General features: G+C 49.1%; 19 protein-coding genes and 1 riboswitch. Of the genes, 13 read left to right on the top strand and 6 right to left on the bottom strand.

The features are described 5' to 3' along the window. Positions 1-63: 63 nt before the first annotated feature. Entirely contained in the window at positions 64-384 is a 321-nt protein-coding gene (locus tag EIZ37_RS23265; protein WP_235828185.1) for a hypothetical protein, read from the bottom strand. Between the two features lie 106 nt (positions 385-490). Continuing rightward, positions 491-578: riboswitch (cyclic di-GMP riboswitch) on the bottom strand. 576 nt (positions 579-1,154) lie between these two features. Further along, positions 1,155-1,715: a HipA family kinase gene (locus EIZ37_RS23270; protein ID WP_134687155.1), complete on the bottom strand. Its 561-nt coding sequence runs from the start codon at positions 1,713-1,715 to the stop codon at positions 1,155-1,157. A 216-nt stretch (positions 1,716-1,931) separates the two neighbouring features. Between EIZ37_RS23270 and EIZ37_RS23275 the strand changes: the two genes are divergently transcribed. The 3 genes from EIZ37_RS23275 (at position 1,932) to EIZ37_RS23285 (ending at position 3,707) form a co-directional block, all read left to right on the top strand. Beyond that, complete coding sequence (locus EIZ37_RS23275) at positions 1,932-2,672, top strand: metallophosphoesterase family protein (protein ID WP_134687156.1); 741 nt, start codon at positions 1,932-1,934, stop codon at positions 2,670-2,672. A 130-nt stretch (positions 2,673-2,802) separates the two neighbouring features. Continuing rightward, positions 2,803-3,141 (top strand): hypothetical protein, encoded by a 339-nt coding sequence (locus EIZ37_RS23280; protein ID WP_134687157.1) that lies wholly within the window; start codon positions 2,803-2,805, stop codon positions 3,139-3,141. Positions 3,142-3,323: 182 nt separating this feature from the next. Beyond that, positions 3,324-3,707: a DUF2512 family protein gene (locus EIZ37_RS23285; RefSeq protein ID WP_167569098.1), complete on the top strand. Its 384-nt coding sequence runs from the start codon at positions 3,324-3,326 to the stop codon at positions 3,705-3,707. 29 nt (positions 3,708-3,736) lie between these two features. Here EIZ37_RS23285 and EIZ37_RS23290 read toward each other — a convergent pair whose 3' ends face one another. Continuing rightward, positions 3,737-4,057 (bottom strand): hypothetical protein, encoded by a 321-nt coding sequence (locus EIZ37_RS23290; RefSeq protein WP_134687159.1) that lies wholly within the window; start codon positions 4,055-4,057, stop codon positions 3,737-3,739. Positions 4,058-4,281: 224 nt separating this feature from the next. On the opposite strand from EIZ37_RS23290, the gene EIZ37_RS23295 reads away from it, so the two are divergent. Genes EIZ37_RS23295 through EIZ37_RS23305 form a run of 3 tightly spaced genes read left to right on the top strand, consistent with a single transcriptional unit; the run spans position 4,282 to position 6,609 of the window. Next, positions 4,282-4,440, top strand: a complete 159-nt coding sequence (locus tag EIZ37_RS23295; protein WP_134687160.1) for a cytochrome c oxidase subunit 2A — start codon at positions 4,282-4,284, stop codon at positions 4,438-4,440. Between the two features lie 12 nt (positions 4,441-4,452). Further along, on the top strand, positions 4,453-4,920 hold the full coding sequence (locus EIZ37_RS23300) for a cytochrome c oxidase subunit II (protein ID WP_134687161.1): 468 nt from the start codon (positions 4,453-4,455) through the stop codon (positions 4,918-4,920). A gap of 21 nt (positions 4,921-4,941) precedes the next feature. Next, positions 4,942-6,609: a b(o/a)3-type cytochrome-c oxidase subunit 1 gene (locus tag EIZ37_RS23305; protein WP_134687162.1), complete on the top strand. Its 1,668-nt coding sequence runs from the start codon at positions 4,942-4,944 to the stop codon at positions 6,607-6,609. A 71-nt stretch (positions 6,610-6,680) separates the two neighbouring features. Here EIZ37_RS23305 and EIZ37_RS23310 read toward each other — a convergent pair whose 3' ends face one another. Continuing rightward, a complete protein-coding gene (locus EIZ37_RS23310) occupies positions 6,681-7,079 on the bottom strand; it encodes a DoxX family protein (protein WP_134687163.1) in 399 nt (132 codons plus the stop codon). Between the two features lie 179 nt (positions 7,080-7,258). Between EIZ37_RS23310 and EIZ37_RS23315 the strand changes: the two genes are divergently transcribed. Then, positions 7,259-8,023 (top strand): DUF4931 domain-containing protein, encoded by a 765-nt coding sequence (locus EIZ37_RS23315; RefSeq protein ID WP_134687164.1) that lies wholly within the window; start codon positions 7,259-7,261, stop codon positions 8,021-8,023. Between the two features lie 24 nt (positions 8,024-8,047). On the opposite strand, the gene EIZ37_RS23320 is transcribed toward EIZ37_RS23315, so the two are convergent. Further along, a complete protein-coding gene (locus tag EIZ37_RS23320; protein WP_235828187.1) occupies positions 8,048-9,433 on the bottom strand; it encodes an MFS transporter in 1,386 nt (461 codons plus the stop codon). A gap of 134 nt (positions 9,434-9,567) precedes the next feature. Here EIZ37_RS23320 and EIZ37_RS23325 point away from each other — a divergent pair, with 134 nt between their 5' ends. Genes EIZ37_RS23325 through EIZ37_RS23335 form a run of 3 tightly spaced genes read left to right on the top strand, consistent with a single transcriptional unit; the run spans position 9,568 to position 12,152 of the window. Continuing rightward, positions 9,568-10,407 carry a helix-turn-helix transcriptional regulator gene (locus EIZ37_RS23325; protein ID WP_134687165.1) on the top strand — a complete coding sequence of 280 codons (840 nt, stop codon included), beginning with the start codon at positions 9,568-9,570 and terminating at the stop codon, positions 10,405-10,407. Between the two features lie 16 nt (positions 10,408-10,423). Next, a complete protein-coding gene (locus tag EIZ37_RS23330) occupies positions 10,424-11,554 on the top strand; it encodes a conserved virulence factor C family protein (RefSeq protein ID WP_134687166.1) in 1,131 nt (376 codons plus the stop codon). A gap of 28 nt (positions 11,555-11,582) precedes the next feature. Further along, positions 11,583-12,152: an ECF transporter S component gene (locus tag EIZ37_RS23335; RefSeq protein WP_134687167.1), complete on the top strand. Its 570-nt coding sequence runs from the start codon at positions 11,583-11,585 to the stop codon at positions 12,150-12,152. 9 nt (positions 12,153-12,161) lie between these two features. On the opposite strand, the gene EIZ37_RS23340 is transcribed toward EIZ37_RS23335, so the two are convergent. After that, positions 12,162-12,974, bottom strand: a complete 813-nt coding sequence (locus EIZ37_RS23340) for a serine hydrolase (RefSeq protein WP_134687168.1) — start codon at positions 12,972-12,974, stop codon at positions 12,162-12,164. A gap of 110 nt (positions 12,975-13,084) precedes the next feature. On the opposite strand from EIZ37_RS23340, the gene EIZ37_RS23345 reads away from it, so the two are divergent. The 3 genes from EIZ37_RS23345 to EIZ37_RS23355 all read left to right on the top strand — a co-directional run bounded on the left by EIZ37_RS23345 (position 13,085) and on the right by EIZ37_RS23355 (position 15,850). Further along, the gene (locus tag EIZ37_RS23345; protein WP_134687169.1) at positions 13,085-14,710 is read left to right on the top strand and encodes a peptide ABC transporter substrate-binding protein; all 1,626 of its coding nucleotides are present in this window, start codon (positions 13,085-13,087) and stop codon (positions 14,708-14,710) included. 15 nt (positions 14,711-14,725) lie between these two features. After that, positions 14,726-15,448 carry a gamma-glutamyl-gamma-aminobutyrate hydrolase family protein gene (locus tag EIZ37_RS23350; RefSeq protein ID WP_134687170.1) on the top strand — a complete coding sequence of 241 codons (723 nt, stop codon included), beginning with the start codon at positions 14,726-14,728 and terminating at the stop codon, positions 15,446-15,448. A 108-nt stretch (positions 15,449-15,556) separates the two neighbouring features. Beyond that, positions 15,557-15,850, top strand: a complete 294-nt coding sequence (locus EIZ37_RS23355; protein WP_134687171.1) for a hypothetical protein — start codon at positions 15,557-15,559, stop codon at positions 15,848-15,850. Positions 15,851-15,939: the final 89 nt, after the last annotated feature.

Genomic DNA, 15,939 nt, shown 5'->3' on the forward strand with positions numbered 1-15,939 from the left:
CTCCTCTTGTTAGGTGTGTCTAACAATTGGGGTGCAGTTCAGGTCTCAGGCAACTTTGCACGTTTACGATTGCAGGTATTCTTTTAGGCGCTCCTGGGCTAAAGCGGGGTCAGCCTCCAGCTGAAACAGCAAATTCAGGTTGCTTGTGGAAGTAATCCCCATTCGTGTCGCGTGGTAAAGCTTCGGAGTCGCATGCTTGATGTAGGACATGATCTCCACGGTAGGCGGCACTGTGTTTTTGATCCGCAAGAGCTCATTTAAGATGGCGATCAGCTCCCGGACTGCCTGGGGTTCATCGGTATCCGTCAAGTTTTGAATGCGCTGTATCATTTCAACGATCTGTTTTTTCTGTCCGTCGCGACGTATGCCTCTTTGTTGACTCACTTGACACACTCCTTTCCCTGTATCTTTCTATGATCATGTTGATCTGTTTACGAAAACACAAAAAGCCGATCCAAAAGCATTTTGGAACGGCTCAATATCTCCAAAATGCGGCAGCCTGGCGGTCGTAGGACGAATGTCCCTTAGATCCATGGTTTTGCGTCCCAGCCTTTCGAACTGGTTTGCCATTTGCGCATGATTATGATTAGTGCTATTTTCCTAGTTGTGTGATGAAAAAAACGATTTACTTCCCTATTATACTTCATTTGTTTACGAAAGAAAGAAGAATTGAAGAATTACAACAATCTTTATTGGGGATGGGTATTTCAGCCTAGATAAGTACTCGTGCCATTAGCAGGGAGAGGCCGATGAGAATGTGCCTACGTAGGGGAGGGGCGAAGGGACATTGGCCCAATTTTTCATTTTTCGCAACATTGGACATGCCTCTTGCGGTCTGTATCTGTAACTTGTTGTTTTTCACTACTACCTCGTCTTTACCGCTTGGCAGCCCCAAGCGGTTTTTTCTTTTTTTATAGGAGCGCCTGACCATTCTGATCGAGCTGGAAAATCACATCTTGCATAATCCATTCCAATCTTTTTTTCCGAAAGCATAACAATTTCATGAGACGCTTCTTCTTGGCGTGGCTCAAAACGGATCTGGGCAACCTTCTGATCACTCTACCGATTTTTTTGTCTGACATTCTTTGGATGGATTCGATCATGGTTTCCATCTCGTATTGGTTATGAAGGAACAACTCTTTCAACCCTTTTGGCTAGCGAAGAGGCTTTCTTAATTGAGGATGTCTTCTTTTCTTGATGCGTTTATATGTGGAATTCGATCGAGAGCCCAAAAGGCTGCTTCCAAAATCAATCAGGTACCAACTGTACTTTTCCCATGGATAATCACGATACAAGATTAAATTCACGTCGGTTCGATCTTTATTCAATATCCAGACATCAAACACGATCGTCCGCGCTAGCAGATGGGTGTCATTGATGTACCGTTGGGGATTTGCTTTCACATCATCGCATGCCTTTTTCCATGTGATGACTTCGTTGGCATTGACTTGCCTCGAGATATATCCCTTGACTGGTCTCTTGCTGCGCCCTTTGATGATCGCCCGCGAAAGCCTGGCAACCGGAAGTCCCAGTTTTCTAGCTAACGAGATGGCGATGAATTCGTTCGCGATCATCGATTTGTCACGCTTAAACCAAGGTTTTTGCAAGCGGAATTTGAAATAGGCGATGTTCCCTTTGCGATCACGGACTCTCCATACCTTTTTCCTTGACTCTTTGGTCATGGGAAATTGAAATCTCCACAACGCTCTACCCATAACGTTCCCCCCATGGCACATTGGTGCTTACTGTACAGTATGTCAAATCAGCTTGGTGAGAAATGCCAAAATAGCAGGTTCGTATAGCCCTTTTATCTAGTGCGAGAACAAATGAACGAGCGTGGAATCATGGGGCTTTTCCAAATTGATCGCCCAAAGAATGGATGGTTTCTGTTACGATGAGGGGAAATAGGAGAAATTGGGGAGGAACTCAGTATGAGTCATACGCGCATTGCGTTTATATCGGACGTTCATGGAAATTCTTTTGCATTGAAAGCGGTTCTCGCAGACATGCAAACCCGCTCGATCACACAATTGGTCAATCTGGGCGACGCTCTGTACGGTCCGATTGATCCGAAAGTGACCGCTGAGATGCTTCAAGCTACTGGTGCCATACATATCCGCGGAAACCAGGATCGGGTGCTTTTGGAAGCGGATGAACATCCATCAGACACGATGCAGTTTGTAAAAGGGCAGCTGGATACCGCGGATATCGACTGGCTCAAATCAATGCCTTCCACCCATGTGCTCCTCGATGAGATTTTTTTATGCCATGGAACGCCCAGTTCGGATGAAACCTATCTAACCGAAACCATACTTCCCCAAGGAGTTTTTCTCCGTTCAGCAGATGCGATCGCAGCTGATTTGCTACAGGTTGGACAAGCAGTCATCGTTTGCGGACATAGCCACATCCCGCGGACATGCTACCTTCCCGACGGAAAATTGGTCATCAATCCCGGGAGTGTGGGGCTGCCTGCCTACGAAGATGAACTGCCCTTTCCACATCGGATGGAATCAGGAAATCCCCACGCGAAATACTGCATCCTGTCCAAGGAGGCGAAGATGTGGAAGGTTGAGCATATTACGGTTCCTTACGACTGGGAAGAGGCGAGTCGGTTGGCAACCCTGCGCAACAGACCGGACTGGGCGATTGCGCTTCGGACCGGACGGATGTGAGACATGCTCAGCTTCCGCATAATCTCAGGAAGCAAAGGGAAAACCAAAGATACATGGCAAAGCGAGGATGAGTCAATCCATTCCGCTGTTAACTTGGCGTGTTCCGAATGGAGGGGGGTGAGGCAGTACGATGGAGAAAAAGAAGTATTACCTGAGCATCCATTCCAGCCCGAATACTTGGGAGGTCCGCGAAGGCGGGGAGGACTCCACTTTCGATTTTGAGATAGAGGCAACGCCCGATGAAAAAAAGCAGCTGGAGGATTTGTTTACCTCCGCCAATGATGATGATTTTCGATCGTATTTGCACGGGCATCTGCTCTTTACCGATGTTGAGGACCAAGACCATGAGGCCTACGATCACACGCTCAATGAGCTGTATCACAAAATATACGAGTTTGGCACACCGGAGACAAAGCAAAAAATGGAGCAAATGGGCATCATTGATGCATTGAAAGGTCATCTCAGTTGACACGCTGGTAGGAGGATCCCACTATGTCCAAAAACAAGAACATCAATATCCATCAGGAAAGCAGCAAAGGAAAAGCGGCCGAAGTCGTCAAGCAAAATGAAGATGCGTCCACAAAAGGCACACTGAAACGGTAACCCTCGCTCATGCGGGGGTTTTGCTTTCCGAAAGGAGGTATTTTTCCATTGCAGTTGCCTGCACGTATCCTCAGCAACTTGCTGTATAAGCTTCTGGTTTTTCCCGCTTTGATCCTTGCGTTTTCCCGCTGGTTTCCGGAATGGATCTATTTTGCGGATCAAAGACCCCCCGTATTCCTGAGCATCCTGTTTATCGCCATCGGCTTGGTCGCCGATGAAACGATTCTGCCATGGCTCGGAAATCAGACGGCTACGCTTCAAGGCTTTTTATTTATGGCTGTGGTCACCTGGGGGACTTCCTTTATGCTAGCCGGGGCGGAGGTTACGCTTTCCGGAGCGATCCTGCTCGGTGCGGCGTTGGGTGTCGTGGAGTACGTCATGCATTGCTGGCTGCTGCAGCAGCGGGAAAAAGAAACGCATCATCGCCCGTGATCACGAGTCCGATGATGCGTTCCGTCTCCTTATTGGTAAGAAAGTACGCTGGGTGTTTGACGGGAAGCAGCGGATGCATAGGGAGACTGAACCAACATTTGCTGTTCAAGCTGATTACTGATTTGAATCACTTGCTGCAATTGTTGGATGGCTTGCTGATGACCCTGCAAGGCCGCTTGGATGGTTTGCACCGCTTGCCGTTCGCGTTGTGCCAGCTGCTCCAGCATCGCGGAGTTTTGCTGCTCTTGCTGCAGCATTTGCTGATACATGGTGCTGGCTTGCTGGGTTTGCTGGATCATCTGCTGTGCGATTTGCCGGCATTGCTGAATGGAATGTTGTACAGTATGCATGAGAAAACCCTCCTGTTTGCCAATGTAAAAATTACCTCCGTATTATGCGGCAAATCACAGAGCGCTATACTTCATCGGACGGCATGTGGCCGTCTTTTTGTATGCTCGCATACGTACAGTCATGTTTGCGGGATCGTCACTTTTGGTGTGATGTTCATCACAGGGTCGTATCTATGCGGGGTGTATAGTGAAACCAGTCGATAGGGAAAAAAGGAGGAAATGCAATGCGACCTGATCCGACTCCATCTAAAAAAAATCAGGAAAAACAAGTGAATACGGACACAGAGCCATTGAAGGGCACCTTTACATCCGTATTGTTGCTGGGCGCATTTATCGTGGTGTGCTGGGTTGCCGTGTTTGCTCTGTTTTTAAATCGAGCGTAGAGGAGGAGCATTATGCACTTGCATCGCTATGAAAAAATTTGGCTTTGGCTCGGAGGAGCGGGATTAGCAATCTTTATTACGTTGTTGGCGATCAATGCATTCGCCATGGGCATGCAGCCGCCAAGTGACATGCAGATGATTGACCCGCAAAAGGTGGATCAAACACCGCCTTTTGACAAACCTGGTCTGAAACAGATTGGGGAAAAAGAATATGACGCGTATATGACGGCTTTTGCCTTTAGCTATGCACCATCCGTCATCGAGGTTCCGGTAGGTTCCAAGATCAATTTCCATGTGACCAGCAAGGATGTCGTGCATGGATTTGAAATTCCGAAAACCAACATCAATTTTATGGTGGTGCCAGGCCATGTCAACTCAGCATCGATGACGTTTGACAAGCCAGGCGAGTATTTGATTCTTTGCAACGAATACTGTGGAGCCGGACATCATGTCATGGCGACCAAAATTATCGTGAAATAACGAAGGAGGGTGTCCGCGTCTATGCTGCGGCTGAAAACGGAACAAACCAATCATGTTCAAGTAGACAAACCTTCCGCTAGACTCAGCCTTGCCTTTATCATTGTCGCCTTTGCTTCTCTCAGTGTCGGAGCGCTGGCTGGAATGCTGCAAGGGATGGTGCGCGGTGGTGTCATCCATCTGCCTAGCTGGATCAACTATTATCAAATCTTGACGGCACATGGTGTACTTTTAGGACTTGTATTTACTACTTATTTTATTGTGGGATTCTTGTTTTCCGGAATGGCCCGTACGAATGGCGGGAGCTTGACCAAGACTGCGCTTCGCTTCGGGTGGACGGGTTTTTATACGATGCTGATCGGTACACTGATGGCAGCTTTTGAAATTATTCGCAATAATGCTTCCGTATTGTATACCTTCTATGCTCCATTGAAAGCGGAGCCTGCTTTTTATATCGGATCGGCCTTGCTGGTCGTGGGTAGCTGGCTCGCCGGTTACGGGATGATTGCCAACTATGTAGCTTGGAAGAAAAATCATAAAGGGCAGCGTTCCCCATTGTTTGCTTACATGGCCATCGCCACGGTCGCGCTCTGGCAAGTAGCGACAACACCGCTCGCGATTGAAGTGTTGTTCCAACTGATTCCTTGGTCCATGGGCTGGGTACCTACTGTGAACGTCATTCTGTCGCGGACATTGTTCTGGTTCTTTGGCCATCCGCTGGTTTACTTCTGGCTGATGCCTGCCTATATCGGTTGGTATGTCTGTGTACCGCGCATCATTGGAGGCAAGATTTTCAGTGACGCGCTGTCCCGGGTCGCCTTTGTCCTGCTGCTGTTGTTCTCGATCCCGGTTGGTTTCCACCATCAGCTGATGGAGCCAGGTATCTCCCCGGCATGGAAAATGATTCACGTGGCATTAACCTTGATCGTAGTGCTTCCTTCTTTGATGACGGCATTCTCCATGTTTGCCACGTTTGAAACTACCGGCCGCGCCAAAGGCGGAAGAGGGCTGTATGGCTGGTTTAAGCACCTGCCTTGGACCGATGTTCGCTTCTTTGCTCCTTTTATCGGGATGCTGTTCTTCATCCCAGCGGGGACAGGCGGTATCATCAATGCAAGTAACCAGTTGAATGCAGTCGTGCATAATACGATCTGGGTGACCGGTCACTTCCACATTACGGTGGGCGCTGCGGTTGCGCTGACCTTCTACGGGATCGCATACTGGCTGGTTCCTCACTTGACTGGACGCACCTTGACCAAGAAAGCCAATCGTGTGGCAATGGTACAAATCGTGTTCTGGTCGGTCGGGATGTTCATCATGTCGACAGCGATGCACTACCTGGGCCTGCAAGGCGTGCCGCGCAGAACTGACTATACGGATTATATGAACAATGCAGAAGCGTTGAGCTGGATTCCTTGGCAGCGCGTGATGGGATTTGGCGGAGGACTGCTTTTCGTATCGGCCGTCCTGTTGATTGGTGTGTTGATCTATCTTGGAAAATTTGCGCCAAAAGGCAATGAGGAATATCCGATCGGTGAGACAGATGGCGAACAATATACGCCTGCCATTTTGGAAAGATGGCCGGTATGGCTGTCCGTACTGGCAGTGCTCATCATCCTGGCATACGCGATGCCGATCATGGAACAAATTCAGCATGCGCCTCCAGGTTCCCCTCCGCTTCGCACGTGGTAATAAACAGAAAAGAATGGATGCAAAAAAACCGGTTGACGCGTGTCAGCCGGTTTTTTCTATGTGTGAGCCGCTTAGGACAAAAGGCTGTCAAGGGAATAGGCACCTGCACCTGTTAAGGCGAGACCAACAGCAACGGCAATCAAGGCAAGATTATACTCATAGCCGTTCGCCGTAGACCAGTAACCGTTCGGACCATGCACTTTCACGATCGAGACAAGCATGGTGATCACGAACAGAGCGGCTGCAACCGGCATCCACAATCCTCCTGCAAACAACAAGCCGGCAACCAGCTCGCCAAGTCCAGCCACAAATGCCATCAGGACACCTGGGCGAACACCGATGGATTCCAGCCAACCGCCCGTACCTTTAAGCCCGTAGCCACCAAACCACCCAAACAATTTCTGCGTGCCGTGGGCAGCAAACGTCAAACCAATCACAAGACGAATAATAAGAAGGCCAAGATCAAACACGATAACAACTTCCTTTCAAAAATAGATTAACTTACTTAACGTTAGTTATCGTAACCCATTCACTTACTTTTGTAAAGTACCTAAATCAAAAATATGAAATGCCAATCCTTAGCAATTCTTGTATCATACTGAGCAGAAGTGATATGAAAATAAAATAAGATAATTGGCAGGTGAACCTGATGGAGCATACCCATTTGCGTTTTCGCAGCACCTTAAGCCGGACGAAGCCGGAAAGCATCCGGAATCGAGAGGCAGCTTGCCCTTTTTGCGATCGGGAAAATCTGACCGATATCCTCGGCGAAGAAGGCCCGATTCTCTGGTTGAAAAACAAATACCCGGTGCTGGAGAATACGTATCCCACGGTGATCATTGAGACTGACCAATGCGATGAGGAGCTTTCCGGCTATGCGAAAGAGCATCTCCATTCCTTGTTTCGCTTTGGCATCCATAAGTGGTTGGAAATGGAGGAAAGCGGGGAGTTTCAGTCTGTGCTGTTTTTTAAAAACCACGGACCATACTCGGGCGGTTCCATCCACCACGCACATATGCAAATCATCGGCTTGGATCATTACGATTATGTGCAGCATATACAAGACCGGGATTTCGTCGGCGTGTTAATTGACCGCAAACAAGGAGTCGAGTGCAATCTGTCGACGTACCCGCGCATCGGCTTTTACGAATTCAATGTGATCCTTACCGATCTTCAGCAAATCCCTGATCTCGCGGATTATGTACAGATGCTTGTTCACTATACGTTGCATCACTTCCGCGGCTGCTCCAGCTATAATCTCTTTTTCTACCGGCTGGACGGACGGATATTGGTAAAGGTCGTACCCAGGTATGTGACATCCCCGCTGTATGTCGGCTATGGGATCCCGCAAGTGCCGAATAATCTGGAAGAGGTTGTCAAGGATATTCAGACTAGATATGTGCTTCATTCGTGACGAACGCGCGGATGGCCGGAAAGTCTATATCCGATTCTTTTTGCCAACAAAAGCATAGGTGAGCAAGCTCCCGCCCAACAAAATAATAGCCATCGCAAGAAAGGACACATGCATCCCGGTTGTAAAAGAAGGGGTATTGGTCACAAGCGAACCAAAAACTGCAATCCCCATCGTGGCACCCAATTGTCGTATCGAATTCAACGCACCTGATACAATACCAGTCTGCGAATGAGGGACTGATGAAATGACAGCGGTCATCAGAGCAGGAATGGTAAAGGAAATACCGAACCCCATGAGCAGCAAGCCGCACAGCGTAAGGGCATAGCTGGTACTTATATCCACCCAAAAGAAAACAAGAGCGCCCGCGGCACACAGGGTGAATCCAAGCATCATCGGTATTCTTGGTCCAACTTTCCCCACCATTCTACCAGTAAAAATCGGGTTAAAAGCGAGCGGTATGGTAAGTGGCAGGAGCGCTATGCCTGCCTTGTGGGCAGATAAGCCTTGTGCTTGCTGAAAAAAGATCGGCAGTATAAACAATAGCCCGGAAAGCGCAATGTTTATGAACATCCCGGCCAGCATTCCTGCCGATACGGTTACGTTTTTGAAAATGGCAAGGGGAAGAAGCGGAGTTTTGTGCTTCTGTTCTACCTTGACAAATAACAAGAAGCTCAGCAGTGCAATGGTGGATGCAGCGAGAATAATGGGTGAATCCCAGCCATATGTCGGGCCTTCAATCAGGGCAAACGACAATGAAGTGATCATCGTAATGGCTGTTAGTTGACCGGCCCAATCGAATGGGGTCTGTTTCCGCATCGTCTCGGTCACATACAAAGTAGTTACGATCAAACTAATCGCAGCGAGCGGAAGGTTAAGCAGAAAAATGCTAGGCCAGCCAAAAGTATCGACGGCAATTCCGCCAACCACTGGACCGGCAGCCATGGCAATGCCTGTCACCGCTGCCCAAATACCGAGTGCGCGGGCCCGGTTGCGCGTGTCCGGGAAGGCTTGGGCGATTAAGCTAAGGGAGGCTGGCATCAATGCTGCACCTGCTGCTCCGAGAATTGCCCGTAAGCCGATCAGCACAGGCAGGGAAGGAGCCAAAGCAGACAGACCCGATGCGATGAAAAAAAGCGCTAACCCATTCAGATAAACCCGTTTGGCCCCGATGGAGTCCGAAATCATTCCTGTGGACAAAAGCAATGCTGCAAACGTGATTGTGTAAGCATTCACCACCCATTGAAGCTCTGTGATTCCGCCGCCAAAGTCTGAATGAATGGCGGGCAGAGCAACGCCTACCACGGTGGTATCCAATAGCACCATAAAGTATCCAAGCGAAAGTCCGAAAAGCAGGAGTGCTTTCGCTTTTCTATCTGTGCTGTTTGATTGTATTTTCGCTGCCTTTTCCAATGGTATTCCCCTCTCATCCTAGAGTTCGAAAAGTTCTTTCGGCCAAAGTGTATAATGAGTTTGACAGTAGAATAAGAGGATGGTTTATCCTAGGAGTTACAGTCCTACGATCCAAAGGCAATGGAGGGGCGGAAATGAGGCAACAATCAGATAAGGAGCGTCTTCAGGAGCTTGCTCAGTTTTTGCGGACACGTCGCGCGCGGATTTCACCAATCCAAGCAGGATTCCCAGATTCCGGAAAGCGCCGGATCCCTGGCCTCAGGAGAGCGGAGGTAGCTTTGCTTGCGGGCATCAGTGTCGATTGGTATACATGGCTTGAGCAAGCGCGTCATATTCAAGTTTCCGCACAGGTATTGGAGGCGATAGCCCGGGCCCTCCAGCTTGATTTTCATGAGCGAAGGCATTTGTTTTTGCTTGCCCTCCAGCAGTTCCCTGCTGATCAGCCGCTTGCCGGAAGCGCGATTAGCCCAACGCTGCAAAGCTTTCTTGATCAGCAAGGGGCGAGTCCAGCGTATGTTACCGATGAACGCTTGAATATCGTTGCATGGAACAGGTGTGCAAGTTTCATTTATGGAAACTATGAGGATATGTCCGCACGGGAACGCAACAGCGTATGGAGGACGTTTACTTCTCCTTATGTACGGGAACTGCTTCGGGATAACTGGGAAAACCATGCCAGGCATCGTTTGGCTCAGTTTCGTGCGAGCTATGCAAATTTCACAGGTCACCCGTGGTGGCTGGATTTCATTGGGGAATTGAGCCGCACAAGCGCGGAATTTCAGATGTGGTGGCAGCAGCACGATGTTTTGAGCGGTCCCGAAGGATTGAAGATCATTTACCATCCTACGCTAGGAAGGCTTACATTCAATCAACTATCGTTTGTAGTAACGGATGCGCCTCAACTGACCGTCACCATCAATGTCCCTGCGAATATCGATGAGACGGCAGAAAAGTTGAGAAGCTTTCAATCTTGAAAAGGAGATGACCGAAATGAAGATTCTTTCTGTTGAACCCACCCCCAGTCCAAATGTGATGAAGCTGAATACGGATGAAACACTCCCAGCAGGTACTTCGTTTAATTATAGTAAGGATGAACAAGGAGATGCTCCGGATTGGATCAAGCACATGCTGGCAATCGAGGGAGTGAAGGGGATTTTCCAGGTCAGCGATTTTATCGCTGTTGAGCGAAACCCAAAAGCGGACTGGAAGGACATCCTGTCCGAGATTCGCGCGAGTTTTGGAGACATCGCAGAAACGGCTGGTACTGAAGGGGACTCAGCAAGCTCGCCATTTGGGGAAATTCAGGTTTTGGTGCAAACGTTTAAGGGAATACCGATACAAGTAAAGCTAGTAACCGCACAGGAAGAGAGACGCTTTGGCCTGCCCGAACGATTTCGGGATGCGATCATGAGTGTGCAATCCGCTTCGAAAAACTATGTGCTGGAGCGTCAGTGGGAGGACTATGGCGTACGTTACGGCTCTTTTGATGAGGTAGGAGAAGAGCTTGTCGCCGAATTAGGAGCTGCCTATGATGAGCAGCGTGTCGAAAAATTGGTGCAGGACGCCCTGAACCTGGTGGAAGGCGAGGCGGAAGAAGCCGAAGCGATTACATCCGCAGAGGTTTCTACGTTGCTGAACGATCCGAATTGGGAAAAACGCTTTGCAGCATTGGAGCGTATGAAACCGAGTGTGGAAGACATCCCGTTATTAGCCAGAGCGTTGGAAGACCCGAAAGCGTCGATCCGTCGACTGGCCACCGTTTACCTGGGCATGATCGGGGAAGCGGCAGTGCTTCCACACCTATTCAAGGCATTAAAGGACCATTCGGCATCCGTGCGCCGTACCGCAGGGGATGCTCTGTCCGATATCGGTGATCCTCAAGCGATCAAGCCGATGATCGAAGCCCTCCAGGACCAGAGCAAATTGGTGCGTTGGAGAGCCGCCCGTTTTCTTTTTGAACAAGGCGATGAAACAGCTCTTCCAGCGCTTGAAGTGGCCCAATATGATCCGGAATTCGAAGTGAGTCTCCAGGCAAAAATGGCACTGGAGCGCATTGAACGCGGCGAGGAAGCCAGCGGGACTGTTTGGCAGCAAATGACACGTCGCAACGATCAGCGATAAAGCGGGGCGACAAAAGGAGAATCCTCGTATGACAGGCAAACCTTCTGCCTTTTCATTCAACAAGCAAACCATTCTAATGATATTGATAGGCAGTTTCCTGTATGGATTCTTCAGTTATTTGACCATCACCATCCAGATTGAAGGAAACAGTCTTCGCCCCGCGATCGTGGTTCTGACGGTCATGGGGGCATTGTTTGGTCCGATGATTGGATTTTTATCTGGCTTTATTGGAGCATTTTTCAGTGATCTGTTTGCGTGGGATGTGTGGATTCACTGGAATCTGGGGAATGGCCTCATTGGTTTGTTCAGCGGCCTTCCTTATTATCTGAAAAACTTCCATCCCTTCCAGGGAAGAGTGAAACGCAGCCATTATATGTGGGTAGCTTTCTGGGGGATCACTGGCAATTACATCGGATTGTTTTTCGCTGTCCTGATTGACATCTTAAAGGGAACGCCTGATTTGGACGTGGTAGGTTGGGCTTTGGTTCCGGCATCGATAAATGCGCTATGGGTTGTGACAGTGGGACTGATGGTGCTGTGGGCCGTTGCGGACAGAAATGCGAAACAGCTGAATGATACGGACATAAAGAAAGACTAGCCCATGAGGCTAGTCTTTTTGTGCATATAATTGATAGACGAGTTCGCAAATCCGTCCCATGGTGTCACGGGCGAGATTTGCTGGCACGTTGGCGGAGAGTGTTGAGATCAGGATCGCCTTTTGTCCCACGTAAAGAATGCCCACGTCATGATCGTTGGTGCTGACGCTGCCGGTTTTATGAGCCATTTCCCAGCGAGGCAGACCGCCAATGATCTCGTGGTCGGGGTCTGGGAGATGAAGCGGGAGCGACTGTTGAATTTGCTGCTGCTTTAATATACGGATCATTTGCAGACAGCTGTTGTAAGAAAGGATTTTTCCCGTCGCCATTAAGCGGAAGTGATTGGCCATATCAGCAGCGGTAACCTCGTTATAGCCTTCCAGTTCGGCGGGGATCACCATCAATTTGTTATGAAACTGGCTGTTGCTCATGCCGGTTTTTTTCATGATCGAACGAATGCTTTTTTTGCCTACCAAGTCGATCAGCATGTTGGTCGCTGTATTGTCACTCTGGATGATCATCAGCATGACGAGATCATAGATGGTAAATTCGGTGCCGGGGGTCAGCTGCTCCAGTACGCCAGAACCGCCTACCAGATCTTCTTTTTTCAGCCGTACTTTGTCTTCAAAAGAAAGCTTGCCAGCGTATTGCTCGGCGAAAACGGCGGTCATGATTGGAACCTTGATCAGGCTGGCAGCGTAGAATCGCTCATCCTCCTGATACGCCAAACGCTCATTGGTCTGCAAATCCTCGATGACAAATCCCCATTTCCCTCCGGCTTTTTCCACAAGTGACATGATGGAGTCGTGCAGTGTCGCGATCATTTTCACTCTTCCCCCTCGTAGGTACAGCTTGATAGACAAAATTTTCTTAATATCATATTATTAGTCTTGTCTCGTGCTTACAACAATAGATTTGCAAAAGGGGGTTCAACATGAAAGCGTTCCACAAAATTTCTTTATCGGCCGTGATGCTTTCCAGTCTGATGCTGGCAGCCTGTGGTGGACAGCAAGCAGCACCAGCTCCAACTACACCAGCGCAAGAGCAGCCTGCAGCACAAGCACCTCAAGAGTTGAAGGTCAACATGAACTCGGGTGATCCGTCGACGATTGATCCAGGGTTGGCCGAAGACATTCCATCGATGACGGTTGCGCGTGCAGCGTTTGACGGCTTGCTTCGTCTGGATGCGGATGGCACGATCAAAGAATCCGTCGCAGAAAAATACGAGGTATCTCCCGATGGTTTGACCTACACGTTCCATCTGCGCGACACCAAATGGAGCAATGGAGATCCGGTAACCGCCAAGGATTTCGAGTACGCCTGGAAGCGCGTGTTGAATCCGGAAACAGCGGCAGGCTATGCCTACCAGCTCTATTATTTGAAAAACGGTGAAGCCTATAATCAGAAAAAAGTGAGTGCGGACGAAGTAGGGGTAAAAGCTACGGATGACAAGACGCTCGTAGTGACCCTCGAGAATCCGGCGCCATTCTTCCCGCAGCTGGTAGCTTCGGTTACCTATCTGCCAGTTAACCAAAAAGTCGTAGAAGGCAACAAAGAATGGGCGAATTCGCCAGAAAATTATGTGGGAAATGGACCTTTTGTATTGAAGCAATGGGAACATAAATCCAAAATCATTATGGAAAAAAATCCGCAATACTGGGATGAAAAGAGAGTTCAGCTGACGACGCTGAATATCAGCATGATCGAAGACGCGAATACCGAGCTGTCCATGTTTGAAAACGGCGACCTCGATTGGGCGGGTTCACCGCTGGGCGATCTGCCGTTGGACGCTTTGCAAACGTTGAAAGAGTCTGGCAAAATGCAAACGCAAGCGACAGCAGGGACGTATTGGTATGTGTTCAACACCGAAAAAGCGCCTTTCAACAACAAAAAAATCCGTCAAGCATTTACCTATGCGATCAATCGCCAGGAAATCGTGGATAATGTAGTGCCGTTCAAGAGTTCTGTAGCTTTGGGCATTTTGCCGACAACCATGGCGTTCAAACCGGAAGGCTACTTCAAAGACGGTGATGCGGAAACAGCCAAAAAACTGCTCGCAGAAGGAATGAAGGAGCTTGGAATCGACAAGCTGCCTGAGATAGAATTGATTTACAACACAAGTGAAGTGAATCAACGGATCTCCACTGTCATTCAAGATCAATGGAGAAAAACGTTGGGTGTAGAAGTGAAGCTGCGCAATATGGAAAACAAAGTGCGCAAGGAAGAAATGCGCGCAGGCAACTTCCAGATCGCTCGTTCCAGCTGGATCGGCGACTTTAATGACCCGATCAACTTCTTCGAGGTATTCAAAGGCGGGTTGAATGATTCCAAATGGAACAATCCCGCGTATCTCGATCTGTTGGCGCAATCAGCAAAAGAACAGGATGTGCAAAAACGCAATGAAATCCTGAAAAAGGCTGATGCGATCGTCATGGATGAAATTCCGGCAGCACCGATCTACTACTACACGTACGCTTGGGTGAAACAAGATACCGTGAAAGATGTTGTGATTGATGCCCTGGGCTTCATTGACTTCAAGTATGCATCCAACGCCAAGTAATCGAGGAGTGAGGGAATGCGTCCGGTCATTGGCATCGCTTGTTCCAAGATGTTTTTCTCGGGAAACCATCTCGATCAGTTCTTTTACGTCAGTCATGCCTATGCGGAAGGCATAGCGCGGAGCGGAGGGATTCCCTATCTTTTGCCTTTACTGTCAAGCGAGGAAGCGCCCTATGCGGACATGGTAGAAAGGCTGGATGGCGTCATCCTGACGGGCGGTGAAGATCCAGCGCCTCACTTGTACGGAGAGCAGCCCTTGCCCGGACTGGGGGAGGTCGTCTACGAGCGGGATCTGGCTGAAATCAAATTGATTCAGCTGTCTGTCGAGCGGAAGAAACCGATTCTGGGAATATGCCGTGGCATGCAGATCCTGAATGTCGCGTTGGGAGGAACACTGTATCAGGACATCCCCAGTCAGATTGCAGGCGCCTACCAGCATGCGCAGCGCGGATCCAGACAGTATGGCGCGCATACGATCCGTTTGGAACCGGGATTTGTCGCAGAGGCGATCGGGAAAAACGAATTGCTGGTCAATTCGTCCCATCATCAGTCGGTAAAGGATGCTGCGCCTGGATTCCGGGTGACAGCTCGAAGCGACGATGGGGTCATCGAAGCGATTGAGAGCGAAAACGGATTGTTCATCGGTGTGCAGTGGCATCCTGAGCGGATGTGGATGCATGATGACTCCATGTTGAAACTGGCGGCAGCATTCGTGCAGGCCAGTCAAAAAAGTGAATGACCGTGATGCAAAGAAGAGCCATCCTTCCTGCCTTGGCAGGAGATGGCTCTTTTTCATGGGCTCACGAGGTTTCCGCAATTTTCATACCATAACTTAGGGAGGGAGGTCATGATGGGCGGCACTAAGAAAAACGGGAACGGAAAAAACGGACAGAAAAAGAAAGCGAATGTAGCAGAAGATAGCGCAGAATTTATCATTATGGCCCTCTTGTTGGCAGATCAATTGAAATTTCAAAGCATATTGGTTGATCGTGAAGGAACAGTCGCGATTACCTTGGAAGGACAGATTAAAAAGAAAGATCAGACTTCCGCACAAAAAATGGCTGATTTTCTTGAGGAGAACGGCGGCATGACGCTTGACGAGGCTATCGAGGGACTGCGGCTTCGATTGGAGGGAAGGTAGCCGTGCGTCAAGTTTTAAACGTCAGGACAAGCCTGGCTTGCAACTGTATGAGGAAATTGAGATAATGAATGCGAATATACGTTTGGGGT

It is taken from the genome of Brevibacillus migulae (assembly GCF_004521915.1).
Classification (GTDB): Bacteria; Bacillota; Bacilli; order Brevibacillales; family Brevibacillaceae; genus Brevibacillus_F; species Brevibacillus_F migulae.